Source organism: Pseudomonas sp. IT-P100 (genome assembly GCF_949767185.1).
Taxonomy (GTDB): Bacteria; Pseudomonadota; Gammaproteobacteria; order Pseudomonadales; family Pseudomonadaceae; genus Aquipseudomonas; species Aquipseudomonas fluorescens_B.
In genome coordinates this window covers 963108-979761 of the sequence record NZ_CATKQK010000011.1, presented here as the reverse complement: position 1 = coordinate 979761, position 16654 = coordinate 963108, and the positions used below count along the sequence as shown (strand labels likewise).

General features: G+C 52.0%; 14 protein-coding genes and 3 pseudogenes. 9 read left to right on the top strand and 8 right to left on the bottom strand.

Annotated elements, in window-relative coordinates:
* Positions 1-855 precede the first annotated feature (855 nt).
* Entirely contained in the window at positions 856-1317 is a 462-nt protein-coding gene (locus ACM6IQ_RS12975; protein ID WP_414878975.1) for a hypothetical protein, read from the top strand.
* Between the two features lie 152 nt (positions 1318-1469).
* On the opposite strand, the gene ACM6IQ_RS12970 is transcribed toward ACM6IQ_RS12975, so the two are convergent.
* Positions 1470-3278 (bottom strand): monovalent cation:proton antiporter-2 (CPA2) family protein, encoded by a 1809-nt coding sequence (locus ACM6IQ_RS12970; protein ID WP_414878974.1) that lies wholly within the window; start codon positions 3276-3278, stop codon positions 1470-1472.
* Positions 3279-3869: 591 nt separating this feature from the next.
* Between ACM6IQ_RS12970 and ACM6IQ_RS12965 the strand changes: the two are divergent.
* Positions 3870-4099: pseudogene (locus tag ACM6IQ_RS12965) on the top strand (OprD family outer membrane porin).
* 155 nt (positions 4100-4254) lie between these two features.
* Here the strand turns inward: ACM6IQ_RS12965 and ACM6IQ_RS12960 are convergent.
* The 3 genes from ACM6IQ_RS12960 to ACM6IQ_RS12950 form a co-directional block, all read right to left on the bottom strand.
* Positions 4255-4596 (bottom strand): carboxymuconolactone decarboxylase family protein, encoded by a 342-nt coding sequence (locus ACM6IQ_RS12960; RefSeq protein ID WP_414878973.1) that lies wholly within the window; start codon positions 4594-4596, stop codon positions 4255-4257.
* A 96-nt stretch (positions 4597-4692) separates the two neighbouring features.
* Positions 4693-5469, bottom strand: a complete 777-nt coding sequence (locus tag ACM6IQ_RS12955; RefSeq protein ID WP_414878972.1) for a CbtA family protein — start codon at positions 5467-5469, stop codon at positions 4693-4695.
* Between the two features lie 15 nt (positions 5470-5484).
* Positions 5485-5787, bottom strand: coding sequence for a CbtB domain-containing protein (locus tag ACM6IQ_RS12950; RefSeq protein WP_414878971.1), 303 nt, complete (start codon positions 5785-5787; stop codon positions 5485-5487).
* Positions 5788-5984: 197 nt separating this feature from the next.
* Between ACM6IQ_RS12950 and ACM6IQ_RS12945 the strand changes: the two genes are divergently transcribed.
* Complete coding sequence (locus ACM6IQ_RS12945) at positions 5985-6746, top strand: hypothetical protein (protein WP_414878970.1); 762 nt, start codon at positions 5985-5987, stop codon at positions 6744-6746.
* A gap of 741 nt (positions 6747-7487) precedes the next feature.
* On the opposite strand, the gene ACM6IQ_RS12940 is transcribed toward ACM6IQ_RS12945, so the two are convergent.
* The 3 genes from ACM6IQ_RS12940 to ACM6IQ_RS12930 form a co-directional block, all read right to left on the bottom strand.
* Complete coding sequence (locus tag ACM6IQ_RS12940) at positions 7488-8390, bottom strand: helix-turn-helix domain-containing protein (RefSeq protein ID WP_414878969.1); 903 nt, start codon at positions 8388-8390, stop codon at positions 7488-7490.
* A 523-nt stretch (positions 8391-8913) separates the two neighbouring features.
* The gene (locus tag ACM6IQ_RS12935; protein ID WP_414878968.1) at positions 8914-9771 is read right to left on the bottom strand and encodes a class II aldolase/adducin family protein; all 858 of its coding nucleotides are present in this window, start codon (positions 9769-9771) and stop codon (positions 8914-8916) included.
* 39 nt (positions 9772-9810) lie between these two features.
* Positions 9811-11115, bottom strand: coding sequence for an MFS transporter (locus ACM6IQ_RS12930; protein WP_414878992.1), 1305 nt, complete (start codon positions 11113-11115; stop codon positions 9811-9813).
* 125 nt (positions 11116-11240) lie between these two features.
* Here ACM6IQ_RS12930 and ACM6IQ_RS12925 point away from each other — a divergent pair, with 125 nt between their 5' ends.
* Positions 11241-12185, top strand: a complete 945-nt coding sequence (locus tag ACM6IQ_RS12925; protein ID WP_414878967.1) for a LysR substrate-binding domain-containing protein — start codon at positions 11241-11243, stop codon at positions 12183-12185.
* A 100-nt stretch (positions 12186-12285) separates the two neighbouring features.
* Positions 12286-12602, top strand: a pseudogene (locus tag ACM6IQ_RS12920) (transposase); the annotation flags it as partial.
* 432 nt (positions 12603-13034) lie between these two features.
* Here the strand turns inward: ACM6IQ_RS12920 and ACM6IQ_RS12915 are convergent.
* Positions 13035-13988: an MBL fold metallo-hydrolase gene (locus ACM6IQ_RS12915; RefSeq protein ID WP_414878966.1), complete on the bottom strand. Its 954-nt coding sequence runs from the start codon at positions 13986-13988 to the stop codon at positions 13035-13037.
* Positions 13989-14741: 753 nt separating this feature from the next.
* Here ACM6IQ_RS12915 and ACM6IQ_RS12910 point away from each other — a divergent pair.
* The 4 genes and pseudogenes from ACM6IQ_RS12910 to ACM6IQ_RS12895 all read left to right on the top strand — a co-directional run.
* Positions 14742-15095: an SH3-like domain-containing protein gene (locus ACM6IQ_RS12910; RefSeq protein WP_414878965.1), complete on the top strand. Its 354-nt coding sequence runs from the start codon at positions 14742-14744 to the stop codon at positions 15093-15095.
* Entirely contained in the window at positions 15092-15757 is a 666-nt protein-coding gene (locus ACM6IQ_RS12905; RefSeq protein WP_414878964.1) for a nitrile hydratase subunit alpha, read from the top strand. Before ACM6IQ_RS12910 ends, ACM6IQ_RS12905 begins: the two co-directional genes overlap by 4 nt.
* Entirely contained in the window at positions 15754-16077 is a 324-nt protein-coding gene (locus tag ACM6IQ_RS12900) for a hypothetical protein (protein ID WP_414878963.1), read from the top strand. Before ACM6IQ_RS12905 ends, ACM6IQ_RS12900 begins: the two co-directional genes overlap by 4 nt.
* A gap of 242 nt (positions 16078-16319) precedes the next feature.
* A pseudogene (locus ACM6IQ_RS12895) lies at positions 16320-16604 on the top strand (DUF302 domain-containing protein); the annotation flags it as partial.
* Positions 16605-16654: the final 50 nt, after the last annotated feature.

The following is a 16654-nucleotide window of genomic DNA, read 5'->3' as shown; positions in this document are numbered from 1 at the left end:
AGACGGCACCAGCACCGATGAGGCCTTGGGTTATTGAACTAGCGGGGTATAGGGACTCATCTTTTCCACGCGGAAACGCCATCGAGCGGCGCATCTGCCGCTCGCTTCCACCCGCTGAGCAGACGTGGGAACTCACTCTCGTAGTGCCCCCGCGCTGCCTGCGCCTGATGATGACCGCAAACTCCATCGGGCACTCTAGAGCCTGCTTGGAGTTGATCGATGGATGAAATTCCTAAGCCCCTAATCAATATCGATCTGGCGCATGCTAGCCCTATAGCTGGCGATTCCTTCGTACCACCAGCCCGCTGATGGTCATCCCCACCACTGCCGAAAAGCAGTCTGAAGGTTCATCGTATGGCGGCCTTTAGCACCTGCTCAATGAGCCATTGACCTGCACTTTTGAAACCTCCCTTCTTCACCTGGTCACCTATCGTTTGATTGCGTACGAGCAAACTTTGGCGTCACGACTTGTGTACCAGAAGCCCACGCGGAAAATGATAAGTGGTTAAAAAATCGACTTTCGAAGGAGGTTTCCCAAAATGTTGGTACTCATGAAAACAAGTCTCTGATCAGCAACCTGATGGCTCATCTGCTTCATCAACACATTGCTGAATCATTGCGCAGACAATGACCGGGGCGTCGACTGTATTGAAGCACTTCATTTAAGCTGGCATCGCAAGGGTCGAGTCGTTTTATCGATGGGAAAGTAAATTTCAACTGCGCGTTAGGGAATCACCAATGAGCACTGATTTAAAAGCCCTTCGGCAGAGAGAACGCACACGTAGGAAAGCGTTGTGGATCTAAAGGGCCTGTGTCCTGGCAACGAGCAGGCGAAACCGTATCTGGCCATCCTCGATGAAATCGATCACCAAGATCGGGAAGATTCTCGCGGTGAAGATTGCTCGATGTCGATTGGATAAACTTCGCGAAAGCGTGCCCGAAATTCAGTTTACGGGTACCGATGGCTATCCTTTCGTGATTGTGCTCGACCAGCACATCCCACAACCCTGGCATGCGAGATTCGAAGCCGCAAACGCCCTGTCCACGCGTTTGCCGCAGGGTAGCTACGCAAGCACTTGGCGCCTTTTCTGCGCGGTTGGGTTCACGACATGCGGCACCTCGCTTCACACAGGGAGCGTCGCACACATGATTAAATTCGATTCGAACACCAATGACGCAGAATCGTTGCTCAGACATTGTTTGAGCGTTGTTCCGACAGGTGATGATCCAAGACAGGTACGTCGGCTTCAAGTCGCCTTAGAGGCGCCGGTCGAGCACCTGCGCCCTGTCGGCCAGCAGAATCACTCAATCAGTTAGTATCGAGTGACCGGTGCGCGGCAGTACCGTAAAGGATGAGGCTGCCGAGATAGCTTGACGGGTGTGTCGCATTGAGGACGATCGAACACTCGCCTCACCCACCAGCAGTGCATTGCAGATGGGAACACGGCTTTCGCCATGGATCTGCCATCTTACTTTCCGGCAGTGTGTTCTTGAGCCTCATCCAACTCAAACAGCCGCGCCAGATCCGCGCGCGCTTCCTGCGCCGTCTGCATCACCTTCGTCGCGTCATCGTAGACCGCATGCTGGGCCTTGAGCAGCTGTTCGTCGTGAAGCGTGAAACGATGGATCCTCGCGTCAGCCTGAGTTTGAGTCAAGCCCAGCGCGATTAGTGTATGCCGGCTCATTTCCAGACTTGAATGATAGGTTTCCCGCACCGCATGAGCACCGATGTCCATCAGCCGATGCACATGCTGACGATTACGGGCGCGGGCAATGATTTTAATATGCGGGTAGAGCTTGTGCACAAGTTCGGCAGTCTTGATGTTGGCGTCTGCGTCATCGGTGGCAATCACGAAAAACTCGGCTTGCTCGACCTTGGCTGCGCTAAGAATTTCCTGTCGCATCGGGTCGCCATAGAACACCGGTACTCCGCTAAAACTGCGCGATAATTCGATGGTTTCCACCGACGTATCAAGCGCAACAAACTGGATTTTCTGGGCGCGCAGAATGCGGGCAACAACCTGCCCCATACGCCCCATTCCTGCAATCACCACACGGGGTTCGTCAGCATCTATCTCTCGGTATGTCTGCAGCACTACTACCGGTTGCACCTTGGATCTCACCAACCATGTGCTCACCAGAAGCAACAATGGCGTGAGGGACATGGACAGGGTAATTGCCAACACCAATAGGTCGTAAAGGCGCAAATCGAACATTCCGTGATCACGGCCAATCTTGAACACCACAAAGGCAAACTCACCCCCGGCTGCCAGCACAAGACCTAGGCGAATGGCACAGACCTTTTTCAAGCCCCCGGCCATTCGTCCCAACATAAACAGCAGTGGCATCTTGACGGCGATCAGCAGCACGGTAAACCCCAGCACCGCAACAGGCTCATGCAGTAGCAGGCTCAGATTAGCGCCCATGCCGACACTCATGAAAAAAAGTCCAAGCAACAGCCCCTTGAACGGTTCAATCTGCGATTCCAGCTCATGCCGGTATTCGGAGTCCGCCAGCAGCAGGCCGGCAAGGAATGCGCCGAGGGCCATCGAAATGCCCGCCAGATCCATCAGCCATGCTGTACCCATCACTACCAGCAGTGCTGTAGCGGTAGATACCTCCGGCAGTTTGGTCTTGGCCACCACGCGGAACACCGGGCGCAGCAAATAGCGACCTCCAATCACCACGATCGCGATGCTTACCAGTGCGCGCAAACTGTAGCTCACATCCTGGGCCGCGCTGACGTTCTGATCGCCACCCGACAACATTGGCACGATGGCAATCAGTGGAATCGCGGCGATGTCTTGGAACAGTAAGATCGCAAAAGCCAGTCGCCCATGGGGACTGGTCAGCTCCTTGCGCTCGGCCAGGTTTTGCAGACCAAACGCGGTGGACGACAGGGCTAGGCCGAGGCCCAGCACGATCGATCTGTTCAACGGCTGCCCGAACACAAACAGTGCCAGCATGCCCAGCACCGTTCCCGTTAGCAGCACCTGCGCCAGGCCGACTCCAAAAACTGATTTGCGCATCACCCACAAGCGTCGAGGCGACAACTCAAGACCAATGATGAACAACAACAACACCACGCCAAGTTCCGAGATGTGGGCCACGCTCTCCGGGTTGCCGATCAGGCTCAGCACGGAGGGGCCAATGATTACCCCAGCCAGCAGATACCCCAGCACCGCACCCAGTTGCATGCGCTTTGCCAGGGGGACTGTGAGCACGGCCGCGAGCAGAAACACGACAGCGGCTTGCAAAAGACTGCCTTCATGAGGCATGCGGATACTCCAACAACTAGGTACTGCGAAAGGGAAAAGAGTTCGGAGTTCAATCGTAGGCCCACGCTTTTAATATGAACAGCCAGATACGCAACAAGATCGACTCATCTGCAGCTCTAATTAAAGTGTTTCGCGCAGATGTTCAAAAAATACGCACGATCGTTCAATCTCCGCTCTGTGTAATTCTCAACGATTCCTCTATTCATGCGGGAGTCGACGGTTAACGCTAGTTATCCCTCTAAGCGCGCAGGGAAGTTCACCTATGCTGCGTGCATCCAAAGGCGCCGATGTGGTTTCAGGATGAAAAACAGTGTTGGAATCTTGCTCCATTTACTTACCGCTTTTGCTGCTGATTGGCTCCGGTGGAACAACATTGGCATCCGAGGCTTTTCAAGATTCACAAGAGCTTCTGGAATGTTCAAAGCTTGAGGTGCTCAGTCGAACATTTACCCCAACAATGCCTACCGATCAGCTTCCCCTCCTCAGGCAAGAGCTACACCCAAGAATTGGCTCAGGTTTTTTTACCTCGTTTGAGTCTGGTTTACCGCAGGCACTGTTGGCTTAGGTGTCGATGCCCATGCCTTTCTCGATTTGAAACTCAACAGTGGCAAAGGGCATTCCGGAACAGGGTTACTACCGGCGCCGAAGATAATTACTCCAGCGGAAGCGTTACCTTTAAACGGCGAGTTCCCCGCACCAACTTGGTGTTCAGTGAAATGATCTCGGAAACCCCGGTATTCGATACGGCAGACAAACACCCGCTACCAGAGTACGTCACCGGCCTGCTGCTCAATAGTCGAGAAATCGAGGACGTGCATTAGCAGGCAGGTCACGTCACCGCCTTTAAGAATCAGAATGCCTCGACCTTAATCGCCGCGGATTCCCCCTTTCAGGAAAAAGGGTAGAACACCATGCCGTCAGTTCAATCAGGCACCTAATTACGCCGATTGCTCGGCAATAGGTAAAGACAAATGCATCACACTTTCAGCGCGTCGTGTGCTTCCAAAGCGCGCAACGAGTAGATATAGGCAGCACCGGCATTGAGTGAAATTGCGGTGGCCAGCGTGGCAGCGATTTCCTCGCGAGTTGCACCTGCTTTGATGGCCGCATCGGTATGAACCCCAATGCAGCTATCACAGCGGGTTGTGATCGCCACCGCGATGGAAATTAGTTCACGCGTCTTGACGTCCAATACATTATTTTCGGCAGCGGCTTCACCCAAGGCCATATAAGCCTTCACCATCTTCGGGTTGCTCTTACTCAAACCCCCGAATGCCTTTTGAATATTAGGCAGCAACTCACTCCAGTTATAGAACATACCATTAGCTCCTTTGCGGGTTATTTGTACTTGTCGATTGAAAAAATCGGCGAACGGGGACTACTCAACATGGATTGATCAAATCATCAATAATAATTACTTGTATGAATTGAGCGCTCGATCAGCATACCAACCAAAAATAAGCCCCAAGCTAGTCCAGAGCACTAATTGCACGGCCATTGACGCCACTCGAAACTCTATTAGTAACGATGTAGAGAAACTTTCGGGAACCTCGTCAATACTTGGAAAGAGATAGCCCGCGCACGCGACAATGATCAAATACAAGATCGCGGCTCTAATTGAGCCATTGACTCGACCAAAACGAACCACAAATTTTTTCCCCGCCGACATCGCGATGACCATTGCCGTTAAAGAAACGAGCAACATGAGAAAAAATAGTGTCGTACGCTTTCCAATCGTCTCCAACAATCCCGCAGGGGGTGGGTTAGGTGGGTATTTCAATGCGGGAATTAAAATCACCGCAACAAACGCCGCCAGTGCCAACAACACGGACAAACTGCGCGGCCTCATATGCCCGAACCTACCCAACGAATAGGCAAAAACCAAGGCAAAAATACCGCCCAAGGAAACGCTGTAAACCGCTATGCCAGTAAATAGACCAAAGCTGCTTTGTACCTGCCGACTGACCAATTCCGGTTCATCCGACGAGTCTTTTTTTCCATGCACATGAGCCGGCTCTGCAGCACCATGCACGTGCAGAGGAACCGCATCTCCACGCCCATGCTCTGCACTCTCCTCAACCGCAATGGATCGTGAGAGCGGAGGCTCTCCGTATATCTTTGCGACCCCAAAAGCCAGGATGCCTGCCAATAGGCCTGCAAACATTCCCCCCAGGAGCAGTCGACCAATCATGAGAACATCCTTAAATCAATGGCAGGGGAAACCCAACATGTGGCGACTGTCGTGCACGAATTCGTGTACGTAAGCACCTTTAAATATAGCGGTCGCACCTTGCTCCACGCCCACAAAGTAAATTCCCAGCATGAGCAGCAAGCCAATAAAAATGGCCCATGGCAAAATTTCAGCTAGTGAGAATTTGGGTAGTGAAACGCTTGACTTCAATGGGTTCACAGCAGAAATAAAAACCATATACACCTCACAAAAGACGCGCGCAGAGCCGCAACGCAGATAGATAACTACTTTAACTGTTGCCAATTTTCGAATTTGCATCAAACAAGAACCTAAGGCCTGGCAGCCCCCGGGTTCAACTTTTTTTAATTTCACTCTACATCGGAAGAGAGTTCCGACTTCAAAGATGCATGTTCCTGGGAACGACTGCATCGCTCCCAAGAATGGATTAATTACTCAGAGGCCACTGCATCTGAACCAATGCCACCAAGCTTGATCTTGGTTGCGTGAGAGGCAACTTGGTTTGCACCCAAGTGATCAGAGCCGTCAGAGGCCAAGCCACCGGCACCCACATGATCGGAGCCATCGGACGCTACCGCACCGGCACCCACATGGTCGGAACCATCGGACGCTACTGCACCGGCACCCACATGGTCGGAACCATCGGACGCTACTGCACCGGCACCCACATGATCGGAACCATCGGACGCTACTGCACCGGCAACCACATGATCGGAACCATCGGACGCTACTGCACCGGCCCCCACATGATCGGAACCATCGGACGCTACTGCACCGGCACCCACATGATCGGAACCATCGGACGTTACTGCACCGGCACCCACATGATCGGAACCATCGGACGCTACTGCACCGGCACCCACATGATCGGAACCATCGGACGCTACTGCACCGGCACCCACATGATCGGAACTATCGGACGCTATAGAATTGGCGCCGATGTGATCGGAACCGCCCGCGACTACTTGTCCAGTGCCGCGCTCTGCACCACTGCGAGCCAATGCACCGGCGCCGACATGATCGGAACCGTCCGCAGCTACTTGTCCAGTGCCGTGCTCTGCACCACTGCGAGCCAATGCACCGGCGCCGACGTGATCGGAACCATCCGCGGCTACTTGTCCAGAGCCGTGCTCTGCACCACTGCGAGCCAATGCACCGGCGCCGACGTGATCGGAACCGTCCGCGGCTACTTGTCCAGAGCCGTGCTCTGCACCACTGCGAGCCAGTGCACCTGCACCTATATGATCGGCACCATCTGAAGCAACGGACGAGGATGTCGCTTGGGCAACCGAAGCCGCTTGTGCGTGTAAACGCAACGGCGATAGAGGGCCTAAGACGTATATTCCAATTGCTGATAATGCGAGCACGGAAAAAATCTTACTTTTCATAACTTATCTCCTTCACACCACTTCTATAAGTTTCGCTAAGGCGAATTCAGTCTCAGAACGCCACAACTCTAGTACAACAAACAAGACTTCTTACTCTGTCTCATTATACGAACCAGGCATTTTGCAAAAACGACAAAGTTATAACAACCCTATTATTTAAAGCCTTTACCATTTAACCGACAACGCACTAGAAAATTCAGTTCCAAAATTTGGATTTCCGCTTATCACTTCTAAAAACTTTCCCAAGTTACCAATATTCCGCATGATTTAGTCGCCACAGAATGGACGCGCTGCTATATACCAGTTATCCAACTGCAACTCCTCAGCCATCACCCAGAGACCTCACGAAAAGCGTCCGACCTTTCGTACTTAACAATCACTTCAGTTAAGTCTCTGGCCATCGCATGCATTTCTTTGCGAGTGAAGCTATCGCTGGTGAGCTTTACATAATTGAAGGCATTTAGGACACCTCAGGCGTCGAGGGCGACTGGTCACGCGAATCCCATCGCGCGTGTTAATCCATGAATGAAAATACCTCGATTCACAAATTCGAATCTTGAACATTTCACTCATTGTTTGACGATTACAACATCCGCGTCTTGAGATCGACGCTCAAGGCGCAGTAACTTTCCGGCGCCAAACACCTGGCGAAACACCAATGACTTTTTTGAAGACTCGCGTGAAATGACTCTGATCAGCAAAGCCGCAGCGGCCGGCGACGCCAGCAAGCGTCAGTGAGTGGCAGCCATGCAAAAGGTCACAGGCATGATAAATTCGCCGTTGAACTAGCCATCGATGTGGAGGTGTACCGACGGTAGACGCAAAGGCTCTAGAAAAGTGGGCAATGGACAAATTGCATGCCTTCGCCACCGACTCTAGACAGACTTCACCTTCTAGCTGCGCACTCATCATTTCCTTGGCTCGTCGCTCCTGCCACCGAGCGAGTGTACCGGGCAAAATCATTCTCCTAGGAGAAAATTCATCACGCCCCGAAACGTGAGCATGGAGCACAGCAGCCAGATGCTGGGCGAACAATGGCGTGAGCTTTTCAGGCTTTTCCAACGCGAGCAATGCAAGCTTGATCAGCCCTTCTATAACGGGATCTACTTCGCAATGAAAGCAATTCAGTTCAGTTAAGGTGATCTGACTGCTCGGATTTTTCAACCTGCCGAAAACCGTGTCTGCTGGCGACACATCGACCTCAATATAGCTAACCAGGTAAGGGCTTTGCTCCCCATCCAGGTCGATAAAAATAATACCGCCCTTAGGAATAACCTCCCCCAAAAGCGCGCTGGTATTCAACCAAAGTTGATGGGAGGCCAACTCTTTCAGTTTTACGGCGACGAGCACTGCCGTTCTTTTACTAGGGGCTATTGACTCGAACTCCATACGATCGGAGCCATGATCGAAGACCGAAGGCTCATATTCCTGTTGATGAACTTCTCTAGCAAACTCGCTTAGGGCTGCGTGAGCGTTTTGCGCGGGGTTGATTGAAGTAAGGGTTCCATTAGACATTGTTATCACCACGCGCCAAAGGCTGGCGCTAATTTAGAGCTGCACAAATGGTCACATTCCACCGTCAGCCTTTTTGGTAGAGCAGCGTATCGCTGATACTGCCGTCTACATTCGGCGCATAACGCCGTGCAACTAAAGAAAACTGTAGGAATTAACATCCCACCGGCACTAATTTCCGACTGCTGTAAGGCGAGCGTCACCGTCGATGCCGCCAACGACTGCAGTTGTGCAGCACCTAAAAGGCTACCAACCTCACTTGTGCTCACCAACATAAGTAGTGCGTCCAGCATGTCCATTTAGCAGTATCCGTGAAAAATTTACGTACAAAATTACGGTATCGGAAGATAACTAGCTCATGACCGTCATGTTGGATAGAACCAACAAACCGATGATCAATGTTCCCTAAGTAAGAAAATGTTTTGGACACATCCTCCCGAAGCAGTCCGGCTCACAAGCGTCAGCGAAAAAGGCAGCTACTGCCGGCAAGCCGGATAACTAAGGGTCGAGTGCGGGCTGCAATCGATCAGTCGAACATGTCCGGCTGGGTCGCTGCAACGTGGCTGTAGAGAGTCTGGAAATGCAACCAGCCAATGTAGTCACTACCTACATGCTCGCGACTGTACTGAGCAGTATTTTCCGACAACAGTTGCGGCTTGATACCCGTTGCTTCTACCAGCAGTTGCTGCTTACAAGCTCGTTCCAGCGCGATGAACCAGAACGCGGCATCGTCGATACTGTGGCGGCTGATGGTGAGCAGGCCGTGGTTCTGGTGCAGTACGCCACGATTGCGGCCGATCTGTCTGGCGACGGACGAACCACTTTCCTTCTCCACCGCCACCGCTCCGGCGGAAGCGCCAATGACGGCATGACTGTTGTAGAACGCAGCGGCGTCCTGGCTGATCATGTCCAATGGACGGCCAGTGGCGCACCATGCGGTACCATATGTTGTATGTGCGTGGCACATGCCCATGATGTCCGGATACTCGTCATGAACCGCAGCATGCAGCACGAAGCCCGCACGATTGACCGCGTAATCACCTTCAATGACGTCGCCTTTATGATCCACGAGGATCAGATTCGAGACCTTCACCTGCGAGAAATGTACGCACATGGGGTTAGTCCAATACAGATCTGGACGCTCTGGATCGCGAACCGTGAGGTGTCCGGCGAAACCATAGTCGAAACCATGCAAGGCGAATACGCGGCACGCAGCAACCAAGTGCTCTTTACGGTATTCACGCTCTTGTCCATGGTTGGAAAATTCGGGTAGCGCAGGGAAAGCCAGTCCTGTCTGCTCTGGCTGATAAAGCGATATCCGCGGGTGCCCTAGGTTGTCGGGGGCGAGCGCGAGCGAGACTGCGTGATCTTTCACGTTTGACATGATTATTCCTCATTGCAACAAGGTTTTGGAGCGATGAATTCAGCGGTTTACAAGGCGTTTGGGCATCGCCAGCACGAGGAAACTGCCGATCAGCAAAGAGGCGGCGAGGGTGTAAACGCCCAGGCTGATTGAATGGGTCGAATCGATAATCCAGCCAATGAGGTACGGGCTGACAAAGCCTGCTAAGTTGCCGACGGAATTCACCACGGCAATACCGGTGGCTGCTGCCGCACCTGCCAGGACTGCGGTCGGAAGGCACCAGAACTGCGCAATCGTCACCAGCACGCCGATAGTGGCAACGGTCAAGGCCAACTCGGCGATCACAAGATGTGTGCTGAACTGGATACTGACCAGCCAGCCGATGGCGCCAATGACGCCAGGCACCACGATATGCCAGCGCCGTTCACGAGCTGCGTCCGACATGCGTCCGACCAGAATCATTGCGATTGCCGCCGCACCGTAAGGGATGGTCGTGAGGAAACCGATGGTCAATGTGTCAGTGACGCCAGCCCCCTTGATCAGGGTGGGCAGCCAGAAGCCAACCCCATACAAACCCATGATGAAGAACAGATAGATGACGCTGAGCAGCCACACCCACGGACTGGTGAAGCCGTCACGCAGGCGGTGCTCCGTGGCTCCTGTGTTATCGGCCTCGATATTGCGGATCAGCAAGGCCTTTTCGTCAGCCGACAGCCATTTCGCCTCGGCGATCCCGTTATCGAGAAAAGCCAGTACACAAAACGCCAGGATGAATGAGGGCAACGCTTCGATCAGGAACATCCACTGCCAACCGGCCAGCCCTTGCACCCCAGACAGGTTGTGCATGATCCATCCGGACAAAGGGCCACCAACCAACCCTGCAATAGGGATACCGGTCATGAACATTGCTATTATGGAACCTCGACGGGCTGCCGGATACCAGTAGGTCAGGTACAGGATCACTCCAGGAAACAGCCCCGCCTCCGCAACTCCCAACAGAAAACGCATTACGTAGAACATCGTCGGCGAGCTAACGAACATCATGCACGCCGAGATGATGGCCCAGGTAAACATCACCCTGGCAATCCACAGGCGCGCCCCGACCTTATGCAAAATAATATTGCTGGGGACTTCGAAGAGAAAATAACCGAGGAAGAATATCCCCGCACCCAAGCCGTAGACAGTTTCACTGAACTGCAGGTCTGTGAGCATCTGTAATTTGGCAAAACCTACGTTGACCCGGTCCAGATACGCGGCCACATAGCAGGCAAACAAAAAGGGAATTAAACGCCACGTGACCTTACGGTAAAGTCGCGTTGCCTCATCTATAAGACCCCTATGCGGGGCGGCAACATCAAGGGCCATTACCAGTTTCCTCATCTTGTTATTTTTGAACTCGCCCTTCACCTCCCTTGGAAGGGGCAATAAGACGCTAAACGAATCATCGATGGTCTCCCCGCCTTTGACAAAAGGTGCATTCTCACGCATACATGAATCAGATTCCTCACCGAGCACAATTCGCCATGAGCCGCTCTCCTAGCCTACACGCGCTTCGCGCGTTTGAGGCTGCCGCCCGCGTGAGTAGTTTCGCCCGAGCCAGCGAGGAACTTCACCTCAGTCCATCCGCGGTGAGCCATCAAGTCCGCGCGCTGGAACGGCACTTTGGCCGGGCGCTGTTCGTGCGTGCAAATCGGCAGGTTTCACTCACGCCCGACGGGGAACGCTTATTCGTAGTGTTGACACAAGCGTTCAGTTCGATCCATGGAATTTGTGCGGAACTAAGCCCACCCGAACAAGCGCAAGGGCTATCAGTCCATTGCACACCGAGCTTTGCCGCCAAGTGGCTGGGCCCAAGGCTGCCGAGCTTCATTGCGCAACATCCCGAAATCCACATACGACTTTCTTCGAATGCAGAACCCTTCGACCTCATGCGACATGAGGGTATCGATATTGTTATTGCCTACGGTACTGCTCCCCACAGACCCGGGCTCACTACCCAATCACTCGGTCAGGAAGAATTGGTCGCCCTATGCTCACCGGAGTTCGCTCAGTCCAATGACTCGACTGACGCTAGCATCCTGGAAAAAGTGATTTGCTTGGACTCGTCATTCAGCCCGGTTCGCTGGTCGGACTGGTTTGCGTTGAACGGGCTGCCGTTGCCTACCTCTCGCAATGGACCTTCCTTTGATCGTGGCTCGCTAGTGGTGGCCGCCGCCGTACAAGGACTTGGCGTTGCGTTTGAGACACTGCGCTTTGCCCAAGCGGAAGTTGATGACGGAAGTCTCGTTCGATTTGGCGGCGACAGCGTGCACAGCATCAAACGTGACTTACACTTCCTCTGCTATAGAACACGCGATCAAGATTCAGCGAAAGTACAAAAATTCTGTCAGTGGATACTGGCCAGGACTGCTGAAGGAGAGAAATTGGCACTGTAAGTACCTCGCTTGAAGGCCACACACTTTATTAGCCTGATGATTCTGGACATCCCTTTAGGCGAGAATGCTCGCCAGATTGAGGTGTCAGATGAACAAATAACGCCATTTTTCCGCTGAATTCAAAACATGAGGCTGCCGACCTCGTACTCAAGCAAAACTACAGTTGCATCGAAGCCAGCCGTTCACTAGGCGTCGTCGAGTCGGCCCTGCGGCGCTGGGTTGATCAGGTTCAGCAGGAGCGCCAAAGCGTCACTCTCCAGAGTAAAGCGTTGCCCCCGGAACAGTAGAATCAAGGAGCGGGAAGCCTCGTCCGCCTTGAACGGGAAAAATCGATATAGAAAAATCTACCGCGCTCTTTATATCGGAAGATCACAAGCGTACACGCTGATCAATCAACTGAGCATCCAGCGCCAAATTAGAGGTGCAAGTAAATGCTCTAAGCGCCACATAAAATTTATACCCTATGATTTTGGTCGAATTGAGTGAGTCGAGGCGATTAGGTTGACATATTAGCGTCAACGATGGATCGCTTGTTCTGCAGCGAGAAAACCGAATGCATACCGACTCTGGGTTATAAAACTGCCCAAGAAGCCCGGCGCGATCTCAGACTTTTCTTGATGCATCTGTACAACTGGATTCGATCGCATCAATTCAACGATTGGCTGGCGTAAGATAGGGCCGAAGAAAAAATTAACGTCGTGTCCGGAATTAGTTGACCACTACAATAAGCCTCGGGGTCAGAAAGGCGTGTTTGCCGAACGCTTACGTATCCTCGACGTCAATAAGGCCTGCACACCCTTGCGGCGTGAGATAATCTCCTCACACCGCAAGCACTCAAACTTGAAAAAATTACATGCCTTGATAGACCAGTCGAGTGAAGAGGTCTGGATTGATTACGAACTGACCCCATTTAGCGTCAAATTCTTTTGTTGGCTTAGCAGCAATGACCTGCTCCAGTGTTTTCCCTTGTTTCTTCAGAGTCGCTACGTTGTCACGAATACTCGAAAGCATATCCCTGAACTCAACCAGCTCTTTACGCCCACTCACTTCACCATGCCCTGGTACGATCTGAGTGTTATCACCCGCCACTTTCAGCGCCACATCAACGGCCTTAATCGCACCGCCGATGTTACCGCCATGCTTGTTATCAATGAATGGGTAAACACCATTCCAGTAAAGATCTCCCATAAACAAAACGTCGGCTTGCTTGAAGTAAACAAACATGTCCCCATCGGTATGCGCCGGTTTGACCGGGGTCACAATGATGTCTTGTCCGTTGAACTTGAAGGTCTTCGGCTTGGTAATTAACACCGAAGGAACACCACCTTTAGGGGCCGGTGGAAACGTGTAATCCCAATCGTCGACACGGGAGGCCGTAGACATATGCTTTGCGGTGTTTGGAGTACCCGCAATAGTCGCCCCAGCGGCATGCAACCAGTCGTTGCCATTGGTGTGATCCCAATGCCAGTGCGTATCGATTACATATTTAACGGGCTTGGAGCTGATTTTTGCCAGCGCCTCTTCGATCCTCGGCTTAGATACCGCGATCCCCGCGTCGATCATGAACTTCCCGTCCTGCCCATCCATGACACCAATGTTGCCACCGGAGCCTTCGAGAACACTGATGTTGTCTCTTAATGGCACAATGGTAATTGGGGATATAGCCGCTTCGGCATTAATTATGTTCACTGGGCTCTCAGCCCAAGCGCTGCCAGCCATTAAGGACACGCTTGATACCACTACGGCCAAGCTTGCAAAGGCGGATTGCTGCAACTGTTGTTTTAATATGCTTTTGATCGGCACTTCAAGTTCCCCTTACTCAGAAAATATCGAGATCATCAAAAACCCAACCCACCCATTGAACCGTAACGATACTGATGGATAGGTAAAATTCACCTTGCGACCTTTCGTTTAAAAATAATAAAGCCTGGCGAATAGACCGTATTGATCGTTTTTGCGTAAAGTTGACACTTTGCGTGGTGCACTCTAGGCGTCCCCTTGTGAAAACTCACTTTCTCTCTGGCATACCCCACACAATCACCGATATACCCTGATTTGCGTAGGGGAGCCATGTCACAAGGTCGCTTATCGATCCTGCCAAGATGTGCCAGGGGCTAGGGCTTTCCCCACCCCGAAAAAGCACACGGAGGGCTTCGCCTGCATTTCCCTATGACATAACTGGCCGGGCGCTGACACAAGGGACTGGTGGCAGCAAGATTCGTCTGCCGGATGATCTCCGATGGGCTTGAGCAATGAGCTTCTTGGTCGATCGAGCCTCGAAGAGTTCCACGCCACCGACCTAGACCCTTGAGCATCGTCGCCGATTCGAGTCTTGGTGGCTGAAAAACACAGATTGCGAAGCATTAATAATGCCTTGCTCCAGCGCAGCGCTATAGAAGTCAAATGTGCTGAATTTTTACAAGAAACAGGAACGTCCTAGTGACAGTATTCCATTCCGTACCAGCTATCTTGAAAAACTGATCCTAAGCGGTGAAGCACTAAAGACGCATGACTGCCGTTACCTGCGAAGGACAAGCCATTTGGAGGGGCCGACACATGTCGCTTATTACTCAAAAAGTCCCAATCTACTTGCTTGATGTCGCTTCAGCACTGAATGAACGACCCGCCTTTGCTGTAGGCGACTCAGTTCGTGTTGTAGTCCGTTTTCCCGTAGGGCACTACCGAGTGCCAATCTACCTACGCGGTAAAACAGGCATTGTAGAATCGATCATTGCCTCACCTGCTGTAGACAATGAAACCGAAGGGTTCGGCCAAAATGCCGGATCAAAACTTCACTATTACCGCATAGCAATTCCTATGACTGAAATCTGGCACGATTACGTGGGTGCTCCAACGGACAGTGTGCGCATTGAAATTTATGAGACTTGGCTAGAAGAGGATTCAAAATGAAACGACACGGCCACACTGAAAAAAATGAGCACTCGCACGATCATCTACACGAAGAGATCAGCGAAACGAGCAAACCTGGCTATTACGAAATCATGGAGACTGCGGTTAGGGAGCTTCTGTGTGAAAAGCAAATAATCCACTCAAGCGAAATACGACGTCAAATTGAAGTGCTCGATTCACGCACTCCAGCCTTGGGCGCTAAAGTAGTCGCCCACGCATGGGTGGATCCGGAGTTCAAAGCCCGCCTGATAGAGGACGGACGAAAAGGCTGCGAAGAGTTAGGTATCAGCTTCTACGACGATACCCAGTTGATTGTGTTGGAAAATACCAAAAAGGTGCACAATTTAATCGTCTGCACCTTGTGCTCTTGCTATCCACGTCCTGTACTTGGTTTACCACCGGACTGGTATAAGCTAAAACCATTTCGAGCTCGGGCCATCTATGAGCCACGCGCTGTACTGGCAGAATTCGGTACTACCATCCCTGACGATGTGGAGATCCGCGTAAGCGACTCCACCGCTATCGTCCGGTACCTCGTTCTGCCCATGCGTCCCGACGGTACTGAGAATCTCACTGAAGAGCAGCTCGCCGCACTTGTGACGCGTGACGCCATGATTGGTGTCGTCCGTGCCCTTGATCCATCAGAGGAGCAGAAGAAATGAGCACTGAAGAATTGATGAAACGTCTGCCCAATGACATTGGCGGCATGCCCGCTGACCCTATCGTTCAGGTGGAGCATGTGCTGGAGCCTTGGGAAAAACGTTGCCACGCACTTGCGGACGTTCTCGACTTTCACAAGATCCTTAACACCGAAGAAAAGCGTCGTGGTGTGGAAGCATTGGGAAGCGAGATGATCGGCAAATTGTCGTATTACGAACGCTGGATCGTCGCATTTGCCAATATTTTCTTTCAGAAAGGAATTCTCACACCTACTGAGCTCGCAAAGAAAATGGCAGAGGTAGAAACAAGAGATATAAGTTAATGGTTTGAGTAGGCTCAGCCATCGGTATTATCGATCGGTGCGGTCGATGTACTCAACGGACAATTTAGCGACTGGCAGCAAATCCCTTCGCATTGAAAGATGCCAAATATTTATTTTCGATAAATTACGGCGCTATACGCTGCCGCTATTAAAAACAAAAGTACTTCCTAAAATTCTAGCGATTACGTGCAGCGCCTTAACCGGCGCGATCGCTTTAAACTTAGACAACCAGGACTTTTTAAATGGACATTGATGGCTTAATAACACGGGCGAGCAAATATACTTGGGCCGACACAGTAGATCGCCTCCTTGGAGCAATGAGACAACTTGGCATAGAACCTATTGCACGAATTAATCACGCTGCAGATGCTCATAAAGCTGGCCTTCCCTTACTTGCCTCTGAAGTCATTATCTTCGGAAATCCAGCAGTCGGTACATTATTGATGCAATCAGCTCCAACGATAGGACTTGAACTCCCCCTTAAAATCCTCGTCTGGCAGGATGAATCGGGGACGACCAACGTCTCTTATAACCAACCTGAATGGCTGGCCAATCGACACGGTCTCGAATGCCATCG